The organism is Aquiflexum lacus (genome assembly GCF_015476655.1).
Lineage (GTDB): Bacteria > Bacteroidota > Bacteroidia > Cytophagales > Cyclobacteriaceae > Aquiflexum > Aquiflexum lacus.
On record NZ_JABFHF010000009.1, the window covers coordinates 144,532 to 156,580 of the forward strand.

Sequence of the window (12,049 nt, forward strand, 5' to 3'; positions counted from 1 at the left end):
TGATTAATTTCACTTTTGACAAATAGTTAAACTTGAATACATTTCTAATGGCACATGCTGAATCCATATATCAAAATAAAAATAACCAAAAGATATTGAATCCATTTTCCTTTCATGTTGACCCAATGGAAAGGTTGCTTTTGGTCAATTTTGAAAGTAACCCCGATGTCATATACAAGGGATTCGAACCCCAATATTTTGATGATGACATTCATGGCAAAGGCCTTTTGGTCATTGGTTGGAAAAACGACATGAAAGTGGATGTCTATTATGAAAAAGGGTTAAAGATCAAAGCTGAAACTTATGATATTGCGGGTAAAGGCCTCAATCAAATGATTGAAAGAGAATTTGAAAGTGCTGTTTTTAATATACTGGATGAAGGAGTTCATGCTGATATTGTTTTTGATGACATTCTTGGCAGAAAGGTTGAAATCAGGATTTTTGAAAAACACCCAAAAAAGAGAGAACCATTTGGGCTATTGGCACCGATGGGTGATGCTGCGGAAAGTCCCTCTGCTATGCCTTTGGTCTATGTTCATGATTTTTACTTTGTGAGGAGGAAACACACTGATTTTCAAATAAAAATATCGGGTAAACACCTTAAACCAGACAAATTTCCAATCCCCTTGGATGGGACATGGATGTATTTTGCCAGATATTCTGCCGATCCCTTTATTGTCACCTTTAACTCTGCGATAGATGGGAAATTGGAAACATTGGATTCTTTTAAAAACCGGTTGGTTACAGATGGAAATACCAAACTGGAAATATCGCCAAACGGTCCGGCGATGGAAATCAAAAAGATGACCAATAAGACATCTAAGCATGAGGTCATTTTGGATTTTGAACCTGCCTTTCCACAAGTAAATTTGCTGAAAGGAACTGTGGAAGTGTCAGGAAAATTTTCCGTAAAGGGCCATAGTAGCACCGGAAGGATTGATGGGGATTACAAGATTCAAAAAAACAACAAGAAAATAAGGATTTTACTTGAACCGACAGAAGGTTGGATTCCCAATGAAAACAAACTTACTGTCAGATTTTTGTATGCTGTTGTAAAGACTTTCAAGAATTGGCCAAAAACCTACAGGTGGATCGCTGATTTGGAAGAGTTTAATGGAAGTTGGGAAATGAAATCTGATTGGGAGCGGTTGAAATGATTTGTTATATTTTCACATACGGTCTAAACCTGATTTTTTCCGGGTATGGGAAAGCATGGATAAATTCACCATCCAAGATTCTTTTCTGGATTTTCTGCCAGTATTCAGGGACAAACAAATCTTTGTGGTATTCAAAAAAATGTTCCTTGACATCCGGCCTACCAATCATAAATCGTTTGAAATCTTCCGGAAACACATCATTTGGAGCTATATCATACCAAGGGCTTGAGGCGTAGATCTGCTCATAATTATCAGGTTTGGGTTTCCATCTGAAATTCATATCTGTCATAAATTCAATCTCATCATAATCATAGAAAATCACCCTTTTCTGTCGGGTCACCCCAAAGTTTTTGGTCATCATATCCCCTGGAAATATATTTGCTTGCGCCAGTTGCAAAATTGAATTGCCATATTCTTCCACAGCGACTTTCGCCTCTTCATGAGTACAAGTTTCCAGATAAATGTTTAAAGGAATCATTCGTCTTTCAATGTATACATGCTTGATGATCAGTTCATTGTTATTTATTTCTATCAAGGAATTGACGGTATTTCTAAGCTCTACCATAAGGTCAGGATGAATTCTCTCCAAAGGCAAATGGAATTCTTCGAATTCATGGGTATCGGCCATTCTTCCAACCCTGTCATGAAGTCCGACCATTTTATACTTATTTTTGACCTCCTGTCTGGTCATTGTCTTTGGTGGGTCGAAATAATCCTTGATCATCTTAAAAACTATGTTGTAGGAAGGAAGTGTAAATACCGTCATCACCATTCCTTTGACACCTTCTGCTACTACAAACTGATCATCACTTTGATCCAAATGATTTAAAAAATCTCTATAGAATTCCGTTTTTCCATGTTTGTTGAATCCAATAGAATTATAAAGTTCATGGATTTTTTTTTGAATAATCACTGAATTAAGAAAGGAAACCAACTGCGAAGGTATGTAAGTTTCGACCATGAAATATGACCTTGTAAAGCTGAAAAGCCCACTCATTAAATTGGGATTAAAAATCAAGGTATCTACAGCTACACCCGCTTTACTATGAATAAAAGGTATTACAAATGGCATCCACTTATTTCCAACCCTAGTTCTTCCAATCAGATATGCTGCTTTATTTCTGTAAAATACGCTTTTTAAAACCTGAGTAGTGGTATCTTCAGTCGAATTGTATCTTGTCAAAATCACCTCTTTGATACTCCTGACCAAGAACTGCACATCCTCTTTTTTATTTAAGTAAGGAACACCAAAATCAAAATCCTCCAAGATTTTCTCGATAATGGTTTTTAGATCCCATTCTGCGGGATAGCTGTAAAAAAGACCTTCCACAGGATAGATTTCACAAGCGTTAAATCCCTCGTGTACAAACATCAGCTCATCATTAATAGCAAGGCCTGGATAGGTTTTTCTGATTACAGAATTGAAAAAGGTTTCTGCGAGTTCTTTGTCTTTTCTTTTTGAAATGATCTCGGAATATTTTGTTTTTGATTCATGCCAAAAATCAAAGTCAGCAACAGTTTCGCCAAGGTATTCGCTTACCTTTTCCCGTGTTGACCTGACTTGGTCTTTATACAATCTGAGCCTCTTGCGATGATTTAATTGCATGCCATTCCAATCTCTTTCTTTGAAAAAATGAGGGGCGAGTTTTGTTAATTCTTTGAAGTTTTTGAAGTAAGTCTCAAAACCCTCAGAGATTTCAAGGACTGTAGGATGAATTTTTTCGTTATCCATAAAATTTTTTTGCCTAATTATTTTATGAAATTAGTGATGAAAACCTGAAAGAAAATCGATTTGAAATATAATTAGAATTAAAGTTTATCTGGTCTAAATGAAATAAAACTCTTTAAAAAACACCGTTTATAATGCGCAAAATTGGATTTAACAATCAACAATATTTATATAAACTGAAACAGAGGTGTTTAGGCGTTTTTAAAATATATCAAGATAATTTTCAGGCATTTGACAAAAAAAAATTGATCATATTCGGGTCTCAATGAAGCGAAAATACTATTAGGTTTTTGACAAAATAAAATTTTCGCAATCGATTGTTTGGACATTTTAAAAACATTATTTACCTTTCCAATGTGTTATTCATACAATGAATATCTACAATAGGTTTAATAGGTTTGAGAGATGAAAAAGGTCGGCGCAATGTTCCGACCTTTTTTGATTTTTGGGATTTTTATGTTTCATTCGTAGTCGTTTAGCACTTAAGAGATGAGCCTTTTTTCTTCCATTAGACCCTTGATGATATTTTCTTTGGCCCTTCTTGGTAGCTGTACATTTGAGAAGGAGAAAAAAGAAGAAATAGTTTTAGAAACTGAAGTAAGTCTGGAAGAGGAGCACAGGCAGTTACTTGCCATAGGGCTTCAGCAAATCCCAAGGTGGGGGAGTTTCTGGAAAAAAATAGACGCCGGTTTTGATCCCACCGCATTCAGAATGAGTAGAGAGATATCCTATGAATCTCTGGAGTGGCCGGAAGAAAACTACATTCAACCAGGAAGCCCTTTTTACCAATATTTAATTCCACATCCTGAGGGAGACGGAGTTGTGGATATTTACAGTTATAAGGTGGTAATTCCCGAAGAGGACAAAGTTTCTTTTAATCCTGACTCTGAAGTAATTTATTTCAAATCCAATGGCATGCGCGAAAGGTTACTTTTTATGGGTCCATCCGGAGGTTTTGAAGAAGCGGTTTGGATTAGCCCTGAGTTATTAATGGTTTCAGGTTTTTTTGAGGATGAAGTGGGAACAACTCCAAAGATATGGCTGATCAATCCTGAGGAACAAGTTTATTTTGAATATATTCATCCTTTTCACACAACCCAATATCAGAAAACAAAGTACCTAGAAGAAAAACTTGATAATATTGATTTTTAATGGATATAGGGGAAGTAGTAAAGAAACTTGAATTAGTGCTTCAACTCCCTTTGCCGGGAAGATTGGGTCAAATCACCATGGCACCCCAACCTGTGGATGAAGAGCGCTTTGTTTCCATGATCAGAGATGACCATAGAAAAGGGGCCGTATTAATGCTATTTTACCCTGATGCAGGAAGGAGTTTTGTTCCCTTTATAAAGAGGCCGAGCTACCCAGGTGTTCATGGTGGTCAGATTGCATTTCCAGGAGGGAAGTGGGAACCCGAGGATGCTGACCTGAGTGTCACAGCTATCAGGGAAGCTGAGGAGGAAATTGGGGTCGATGGGAATAAAGTCAGGATTTTGGGAAAATTATCAGATGTTTATATTCCGCCGAGTAATTTTATGGTTTCACCATATATAGGTTTTGTAGAGGAAAAACCTAAATTCAATCCGGATCCCAAGGAAGTTGAAAGGATTATCAACTGCCCTTTTTCAATGATTCTTGACAAAAATATCCGGAAAAAGACAAATGTAAAGGCCAGTTCCGGACTGAATCTTGAAGCGCCTTATTTTGACATAGAAAGAGAGGTAGTATGGGGTGCCACAGCTATGATGCTGGGAGAATTCACCTACTTATGGGATTCCCATGAGTTTTGAAGTTTGTGGCTTTTGTGGTATTGTTGTAAGCCTAACTAAGAAACTATGGAAGCAAATTCCCCTTTGATCAGCAATGATGCAGTTGTTTTTGGATTGTTGATGACAGTTTTGGCTCTGGTTTTTTCCACCTCCTCGAGCAAATCTCCTTTTTGGGTCAAATTCTACAGGGTAGTCCCTTCTATTTTACTCTGCTATTTCATTCCTGCTTTGTTAAATTCTTTTGGGGTGATTTCCGGAGAAACTTCAGACTTATATAAAGTTGCTTCAAGGTATTTGCTTCCTGCTTCATTGGTATTGTTGACATTGAGTATAGATTTTAAAGGTATCCTCAAACTTGGCCCAAAAGCATTGATCATGTTTCTTGCAGGAACTGCAGGGATTATTATCGGTGGGCCTTTGGCATTGTTGACCGTTTCAACGATCCATCCTGATATTCTGGGTGGGGCAGGACCTGATGAGGTGTGGAGAGGCCTGGCAACCATCGCAGGCAGTTGGATAGGAGGGGGTGCTAATCAAACAGCCATGCTGGAAGTATTCGAGGCAAGTCCATCTTTATTTTCACAAATGATTGCGGTAGATGTTTTGGTAGCGAATGTATGGATGGCAGTCCTGCTATACTGGGCAGCAAAACCCGGGACGATTGATAAGATCTTCAAAGCTGATAGTTCTGCCATACATGCATTGCAGGTAAAAGTAGAGAATTACCGAGCGGGCCTGCTCAAAATCCCAACAATGGCTGATACCATGAAAATCTTTGGAATTGGCTTTGCCATTACAGGTTTTTCCCATTTTATCGCGGATATTGTAGCTCCTTATATTGGGACAAACTACCCCCAACTCAGCCAATATTCATTGGATTCACCGTTCTTTTGGATTGTAGTTATCGCCACCACTGGAGGATTGATTCTTTCTTTTACCAAAGCAAGAGAATTGGAAGGTGCCGGCGCTTCAAGGTTGGGTTCAGTATTACTGTATGTCTTGGTAGCGACTATTGGGATGCAAATGGACCTGATGGCAATATTTGACAGTCCTATTTTTTTCCTGATAGGAATCCTATGGATGTTATTTCATGTAATGATCATGTTGATTGTCGCATTTATTATCAAAGCACCGTTCTTCTTTGTTGCTGTAGGTTCACAGGCCAATGTGGGTGGCGCGGCCTCTGCACCGATAGTTGCCTCAGCCTTTAATCCATCTTTGGCTCCGGTCGGGGTATTGATGGCTGTCTTGGGTTATGCGGTTGGAACTTATGGGGCGTATATTTGTGGTTTATTGATGCAGATTGTGCATGGGTAATTTGAGATTTGAGACTTAAGACACAAGACATAAGATACAGGTAGGAGAAGTGCGAGAGGAGTAGTGAGAAGCGAGAGCCGATAAACGAGAACAGTCTAACCTTTGAGGTCTTTTTTTGACCTCGAAGGTTTTGCCCAAAGGGAAGTGAGAATTTAGAGACAAGAGCCAAGAGACAAGAACCAAAGCCTGCCCCGAGAATCGGGGAGACAAGAAACAAGAACCAAGAAACAAGAGCCAAGAGATAAGAACCAAGAGCCAGGAGACAAGAATTAAGAGCCAAGAGACAAGAACCAAGAAACAAGAACCAAGAGCCAAGAGATAAGAATCAAGAGACAAGAACCAAGAAATAAAAACAAAGATGCTAAGCCCGGCCCGAGTATCGGGAGACCAAGAATCAAGAAATGGGAACTGAAAAAGAATTACAAAATGTTAAAAAATGATAACCCTTTTAGCTTCGGCAGGCAGTATTGTTAACTCAACAATCAATAAATATTTATAACCTGTCCGCTAGGGCAGGACCCCTGTTATCCCTAAACCAAAATGGCAACTTATCGCAAATTTATATTTATCTGCAACGGATCTGATTGTAAAAAGGCGGGTTGTAAGAAATTGCAGAAGGAAATCAAAGACCTGATTGCTTCAGAAGACCACAAAGGTCAATACAAAATCATCAAGACCAAGTGCATGGATTTCTGCAAATCAGGACCTGTGGTGGTGTTGAATAATGAGGTGATGAAAAAAGCAGAGGTAGGAGGGGTGAAGAAGAAATTGGGGTAGGTTGATTGGTTTAAATTATTTCATTTCCGTGAATCTATGCTATAATCTGAAAGATATAGAAAAACTTTTCTATTGTAGATTTTCGTATTTTTCCGATGGGGTTAAACAGATCAAAATTTAACAACTTATAATTACTTCAAACCCAGAGTAATTTATCGTAATCAAAATCCAAGAGTAAAAAGGAAAAATCAGGCAGGAGTTTTCAATAAAAACTTATTCACTTTCAATCCTCTTATGGCCTGTTCTGCTCTTAACCGAAGTTAGCAAAAAGTCAATTTATTAAAAACAGCCAAATAAAGTCCAAAAAAAAGCCAGGTTTGAAAGACCTGGCTTTTTTTATCAGTTGATTCCGTTGAGGAATCTATTCCATCTTATTTTGCTGAACATGGATTTATGTTTGTCCAGGGATAGCCATAGGAACCATGCCTTGCCCACAATATGGTCTTCGGGGACAAAACCCCAATAACGTGAGTCAAGCGAATCATGCCTGTTGTCTCCCATCATAAAAAAATAGTCTTGTTTGAAAGTATAGCTTGTTACTTTTTGACCATCAATAAAGAGTTCATTGTTTTGGACTTTTACATCTTTATGTCCTTCGAATCGTTCGATAGTGAATACATATTTGTTGATATTTTCCTGATCCATTTCGATCGTCCAGCCTTTTCCAGGGATTTCCAAAGGACCCAAATTGTCTTTGTTCCAACCGAAATAAGCTCCGTCGGGAAATACTCTTGGATCACCAAAGTCAGCCCTGTCAACTCTCATGGTTACAGATCCTACTGCGGGTGACTTTTCCAATCTTTCGGCAGTTTCAGCAGTGGCCATTACCATGTATCCTGATCCGTTGGAAAAAGGCATATAGCTGTCAACGTTGACACCATAATCATCAAAAAAATCAGGGCTTAGGGTCCTATCTGTCATTACATCATAGGAATACTGCATCTCTTCGGGATTCTCTCCAAGTTCACCATTGATGTAGATCTGAGTTTTTTTGATCTCTAAAACATCCCCAGGTATGGCCACAGCTCTTTTGATATAATTAGTTTTTAGGTCAACAGGGTACTCAAATTCAGCAGGATAGTTGAATACAACCACATCATTTCTTTTAACTGAGGTGAATCCAGGAAGACGGAAATAAGGTAGTTCGATCCAGTCCAAATAGGAATTGGCATTGGTGCCCCATATTTTTTGATGAGTCAGTGGTACCTGTAAGGGTGTTCTAGGTATTCTTGTCCCATAGTGCATTTTGCTCACAAAAAGAAAATCACCTACCAAAAGGGATTTTTCCATGGATGCTGTAGGAATGGTAAATGGTTCCAGCAAAAGCCATCTTATAAGAGATGCAGCAATTACCGCAAAAACCAATGCGTCTGCCCATTCGCGAGCAGCTGACTTTTTATTTTTTGGTTGAGTCATTTTAGTTTAAAATTTTAGAAAGATAGGAAATCATCCATTGATAAAACACCTTTTTTATTTTTTATCCACTCCGCCACCAAAACTGCACCAACTGCAAATCCTTTCCTACTGTGGGCGGTATGGGATAACTCAATATCGTCGATTTCAGAACTGTAGCGAACTATATGGGTACCTGGTGCAGGATCGATTCTTTTAGAGGTTATTGGAAGGAACTGTTCGGGAATGGACATTCCTTCGGACAGTTTCCATTCCTTCAATTTTGAAATTTCTTGAAGGATGCCTTCGGCAAGCGTTATGGCAGTACCGCTAGGGGCATCTTTTTTTTCGGTATGGTGGATTTCCTCCAAGCTGACTTGATACGCGCCCTGTTCCTTCATCAATGAAGCGAGGAAACGGTTGACTTTGAAGAAAATATTCACACCTATACTGAAATTAGAAGCATAAAAGAATGCAGCATCTTTTTCCATGGTCAGGGTTTCAATGAAGGGCTTCTTTTCAAGCCATCCTGTCGTACCTGCGACGACTGGGATTCCTCTTGAAATAGCCCAGCTGATATTTTCAAAAGCAGCATCTGGTTGGCTGAATTCTATAGCGACATCAATATTATTGGCATCAAGTTCATCAAGTTCCTCCCTGTTGTCAATATTGATTTTGGCTGTAATATGGTGCCCTCGGGATTCGGCGATTTCTCCGATGATTTTTCCCATTTTACCATATCCGAGTAGTAGTATATTCATGTTGTAATCAGAAATTTATTTTTAGGGACAGCCCAATCAGGTTTCCACCACCTGCCGACAAAGATTCATATACCGGTTCAAACCTAAATGTAAGGTCCTCACTGACATCAAAAGCAGACAAATGGGCATCCACATTTGCATCCACAATATTCAATGCATAAATACCTATAAACAGGAAATAATTCAAATCTCTGTTTCTACGCCAGAAGTTTACATTTCTAACCAAACCGTCCCTGTTGAGGTTGGGGAATGCACGATCAGGGTCATTTTGGTTGATATCAAAAGCTTTGAGGGCATTTATGAAGAGCTGATATCTTCTGTTATTGAATTCAATAAAATAAATATTGGCAGCAAACCCACCATAAATCAAAGGGACTTTCCATGCCTTGCCATTATAAACCTGACCTGCACCAGGTAGGATGGCAGATAGAATCGTAGCCTTTCTGGGATCCTTAATATTCTTTTTACTGAAGTTGACTTGTATGGTATCTAACTTCAAATTTTCATCTTGAGCCTGTGAATTAAAAACAGGCAATAAAACAAAAACAGCAATGATAAAGATATATATCATTGCTTTGAAGTTGTGGTACAAAAGCCTTTTAATTGTTTCCTTTTCCAAGGTTCAGATAATCTCCAATATTTCCAGGATTCTATTTAGGTCCTCAGATGACCTGAAAGGGATTTTTATTTCACCTTTACTTTTGGCATCGGACTTTAACTGCACCTTGGCACCAAAATGGTTAGCGAGGCGGTTTTGTATTTTACCTATTTCGTATTTTCTGACAGGATCCAAAGCAGGACTTTTTGCACTCTCTTTTTCTTCCTGAGTTCCGTTGATGGCCTGCACCAATGCTTCTACTTTTCTGACACTAAGCTCCTCTTCAATTGTTTTTCTGAAAATCGCTAACTGCCTATCTATCTTTTCTACATTGATCAGCGCACGTGCATGACCCATTGTAATTTTATTGTCTCTTAAACCTGCCTGAATATCAGGAGGTAATTTTAGGAGTCTCAGGTAATTATTAACAGTTGTTCTGTTTTTACCAACCCGGTCGCCTAGTTCTTCTTGTTTGAGGTCGCACTCAGCCAAAAGTCGCTGATAGGAGTGGGCGATCTCAAGCGCATTTAGATTTTCTCTTTGGATATTTTCGATAAGGGCCATTTCCAGCATTTGCTGGTCATTGGCAGTACGGACATAGGCAGGTATTTTTTCAAGTCCTGCCATTTTGGAAGCTTGAAATCTTCGCTCACCTGCGATTAGTTGATATTCACCTTCCTCTAGTCTTCTGACAGTTATCGGTTGTATGATACCTTGTGTGACGATGGAGTCTGAAAGTTCCTGAAGTGCATCCTTGTCAAAATGGGTCCTAGGCTGAAAGGGGTTTACCTGTATTTCAGAAAGGGGGATTTCAAAGACTCCAGCTGAAGGAATTCCGGGAATCAGGGTTTCGGGTTTGTTTTTTTGTGGGGAATCCTGCAGCAAAGCTCCTAGTCCTCTTCCCAGTGCACTTTTCTTTGGTGTAGGTTTTTTATCAGTCATAAATATTTTACAATCAGTTTACTTTTTCCATTCCGTTTTTGACGGCAATTTCATGGGCAAGGTTAAGATAGGCTACTGCACCTTTTCCTTCTGCATCGAAAGCGATTACAGGCAGGCCAAAACTCGGTGATTCACTTAAACGGACATTTCTGGGAATGATCGTATCAAAAACCAGATTTTTGAAATGCATTCTTACTTCTTCCACTACTTGATTGGACAACCTCAATCTAACATCATACATGGTTAATAAAATGCCTTCTATTTCAAGTTCGGGGTTGAGTCTGGTCTGGATTATTTTTATTGTATTCAATAGTTTACCGAGACCTTCCAATGCAAAATATTCACATTGTACAGGAATGATTACAGAATTGGCTGCAGTCAAGGCATTGATGGTAATCAAACCCAGTGAGGGAGAGCAATCAATGATTACAAAATCATAGTCATCTTTGATTTTGCTAATGACTGCTTTCATTTTTTCTTCCCGATTTTCCAAATTGATCATTTCGACCTCAGCACCTACGAGGTCAATATGAGATGGGATCAGGTCAAGTTTCTCTATTTCGGTTTTATGGATAATGGAACGGATATCTATTCCATCTACCATGCATTCATAGATACTTGTTGTGATTTCTTTTGGATCGTGTCCAAGTCCGGATGTCGTATTGGCTTGCGGGTCGGCATCTACCACCAACGTTTTGAATTCCAAGACAGCCAAGCTGGCAGCAAGATTCATGGCAGTTGTGGTTTTTCCCACGCCTCCTTTTTGGTTAGCAATTGCTATAACTTTTCCCATAAAATGTTCAGAGCCTAATAGATTCACCAATATTAAGCAAAATCAAATCTTTTCCTGCTTCCATTGCAGCTTTTTTTGCAGCTTCAGTATCAATCTCTATGTATGGAAAGGTGTCATAATGCATCCCTAAAATCTTTTTCGTTCCCACAAAATCAGCAGCTTTGATGGCATCCTTGATGCCCATTGTAAAATTATCTCCAATTGGAAGTATGGCAAAATCAATCTTGAATTCTTCACCTATCAGCTTCATGTCATAAGAAAGCGCAGTATCTCCCGCATAATAAAAACAACCTTCATCGTGCTTTATAACAAAACCTCCCGCAACGCCTCCTGAAGAACCATCCGGAAGCGTGCTGCTATGTACGGCATGTACATATTTGACTTTACCAAAATCAAATTCTTTGCTACCCCCATGGTTCATGGGATGATACCTTTCAATGCCCTTTTCAGCAAACCATACAGCGATTTCATAATTGGAAACCAACATGGCATTATTCGCTTTGGTAATTGATTCTGCATCTGCTACATGGTCCTCATGACCATGACTGATCAGCACATAGTCCGCTTTAATTGCTTCAACATCGACACGCGATGCTTTTGGATTTGGGCTGATGAAAGGGTCAAAAAGAACAGTTTTTTGGTTGATATTTACGAGATAGGACGAATGTCCATAATAGGTCAGTTCGATCATGAGAATAGATATGCTTGTTTTTCCTAATGTTACAAATATATCATTTAAATTTTTGCATGAAATATAATGTTATCCACAGGCCCTTGTGGATTACAGTAATGGTCTAATTGTGAGCATTTTGAA

General features: G+C 38.8%; 12 protein-coding genes. 5 read left to right on the forward strand and 7 right to left on the reverse strand.

What is annotated here, in order from left to right; genetic code table 11:
• The first annotated feature begins 32 nt into the window (after positions 1 to 32).
• Positions 33 to 1,157, forward strand: a complete 1,125-nt coding sequence (locus HMJ38_RS10375) for a hypothetical protein (protein ID WP_228779995.1) — start codon at positions 33 to 35, stop codon at positions 1,155 to 1,157.
• Positions 1,158 to 1,161: 4 nt separating this feature from the next.
• Here HMJ38_RS10375 and aceK read toward each other — a convergent pair whose 3' ends face one another.
• Complete coding sequence (aceK, locus tag HMJ38_RS10380) at positions 1,162 to 2,889, reverse strand: bifunctional isocitrate dehydrogenase kinase/phosphatase (protein WP_194974320.1); 1,728 nt, start codon at positions 2,887 to 2,889, stop codon at positions 1,162 to 1,164.
• 486 nt (positions 2,890 to 3,375) lie between these two features.
• Between aceK and HMJ38_RS10385 the strand changes: the two genes are divergently transcribed.
• From HMJ38_RS10385 to HMJ38_RS10400, 4 genes are all read left to right on the forward strand, one after another.
• Entirely contained in the window at positions 3,376 to 4,038 is a 663-nt protein-coding gene (locus tag HMJ38_RS10385; protein WP_228779996.1) for a bifunctional isocitrate dehydrogenase kinase/phosphatase, read from the forward strand.
• Positions 4,038 to 4,676 (forward strand): NUDIX hydrolase, encoded by a 639-nt coding sequence (locus HMJ38_RS10390; protein WP_194974321.1) that lies wholly within the window; start codon positions 4,038 to 4,040, stop codon positions 4,674 to 4,676. The genes HMJ38_RS10385 and HMJ38_RS10390 overlap by 1 nt, the downstream gene beginning before the upstream one ends.
• A 45-nt stretch (positions 4,677 to 4,721) precedes the next feature.
• On the forward strand, positions 4,722 to 5,972 hold the full coding sequence (locus tag HMJ38_RS10395) for a DUF819 family protein (protein WP_194974322.1): 1,251 nt from the start codon (positions 4,722 to 4,724) through the stop codon (positions 5,970 to 5,972).
• Positions 5,973 to 6,512: 540 nt separating this feature from the next.
• Positions 6,513 to 6,749 carry a (2Fe-2S) ferredoxin domain-containing protein gene (locus HMJ38_RS10400; protein WP_194974323.1) on the forward strand — a complete coding sequence of 79 codons (237 nt, stop codon included), beginning with the start codon at positions 6,513 to 6,515 and terminating at the stop codon, positions 6,747 to 6,749.
• Positions 6,750 to 7,088: 339 nt separating this feature from the next.
• Here the strand turns inward: HMJ38_RS10400 and lepB are convergent, their stop codons facing one another.
• From lepB to HMJ38_RS10430, 6 genes are read right to left on the reverse strand one after another with little or no spacing between them, the layout of a single operon-like run.
• Positions 7,089 to 8,165 (reverse strand): signal peptidase I, encoded by a 1,077-nt coding sequence (lepB, locus tag HMJ38_RS10405; protein WP_194974324.1) that lies wholly within the window; start codon positions 8,163 to 8,165, stop codon positions 7,089 to 7,091.
• 14 nt (positions 8,166 to 8,179) lie between these two features.
• Positions 8,180 to 8,902 (reverse strand): 4-hydroxy-tetrahydrodipicolinate reductase, encoded by a 723-nt coding sequence (dapB, locus tag HMJ38_RS10410; RefSeq protein ID WP_194974325.1) that lies wholly within the window; start codon positions 8,900 to 8,902, stop codon positions 8,180 to 8,182.
• Positions 8,903 to 8,909: 7 nt separating this feature from the next.
• Entirely contained in the window at positions 8,910 to 9,473 is a 564-nt protein-coding gene (locus tag HMJ38_RS10415) for a DUF5683 domain-containing protein (protein WP_194974326.1), read from the reverse strand.
• A 51-nt stretch (positions 9,474 to 9,524) separates the two neighbouring features.
• Complete coding sequence (locus HMJ38_RS10420; RefSeq protein WP_194974327.1) at positions 9,525 to 10,442, reverse strand: ParB/RepB/Spo0J family partition protein; 918 nt, start codon at positions 10,440 to 10,442, stop codon at positions 9,525 to 9,527.
• A 13-nt stretch (positions 10,443 to 10,455) separates the two neighbouring features.
• Positions 10,456 to 11,235, reverse strand: coding sequence for a ParA family protein (locus HMJ38_RS10425; protein ID WP_194974328.1), 780 nt, complete (start codon positions 11,233 to 11,235; stop codon positions 10,456 to 10,458).
• Positions 11,236 to 11,242: 7 nt separating this feature from the next.
• A complete protein-coding gene (locus tag HMJ38_RS10430) occupies positions 11,243 to 11,926 on the reverse strand; it encodes a metal-dependent hydrolase (protein ID WP_194974329.1) in 684 nt (227 codons plus the stop codon).
• Positions 11,927 to 12,049: the final 123 nt, after the last annotated feature.

Bases quoted from the DNA above. Each gene is read 5' to 3' on its own strand.
- aceK (WP_194974320.1), bottom strand. From the start codon at position 2,889: ATGGATAACGAAAAAATTCATCCTACAGTCCTTGAAATCTCTGAGGGT.
- HMJ38_RS10385 (WP_228779996.1), top strand. From the start codon at position 3,376: ATGAGCCTTTTTTCTTCCATTAGACCCTTGATGATATTTTCTTTGGCC.
- HMJ38_RS10390 (WP_194974321.1), top strand. From the start codon at position 4,038: ATGGATATAGGGGAAGTAGTAAAGAAACTTGAATTAGTGCTTCAACTC.
- HMJ38_RS10395 (WP_194974322.1), top strand. From the start codon at position 4,722: ATGGAAGCAAATTCCCCTTTGATCAGCAATGATGCAGTTGTTTTTGGA.
- HMJ38_RS10400 (WP_194974323.1), top strand. From the start codon at position 6,513: ATGGCAACTTATCGCAAATTTATATTTATCTGCAACGGATCTGATTGT.
- lepB (WP_194974324.1), bottom strand. From the start codon at position 8,165: ATGACTCAACCAAAAAATAAAAAGTCAGCTGCTCGCGAATGGGCAGAC.
- dapB (WP_194974325.1), bottom strand. From the start codon at position 8,902: ATGAATATACTACTACTCGGATATGGTAAAATGGGAAAAATCATCGGA.
- HMJ38_RS10415 (WP_194974326.1), bottom strand. From the start codon at position 9,473: ATGATATATATCTTTATCATTGCTGTTTTTGTTTTATTGCCTGTTTTT.
- HMJ38_RS10420 (WP_194974327.1), bottom strand. From the start codon at position 10,442: ATGACTGATAAAAAACCTACACCAAAGAAAAGTGCACTGGGAAGAGGA.
- HMJ38_RS10425 (WP_194974328.1), bottom strand. From the start codon at position 11,235: ATGGGAAAAGTTATAGCAATTGCTAACCAAAAAGGAGGCGTGGGAAAA.
- HMJ38_RS10430 (WP_194974329.1), bottom strand. From the start codon at position 11,926: ATGATCGAACTGACCTATTATGGACATTCGTCCTATCTCGTAAATATC.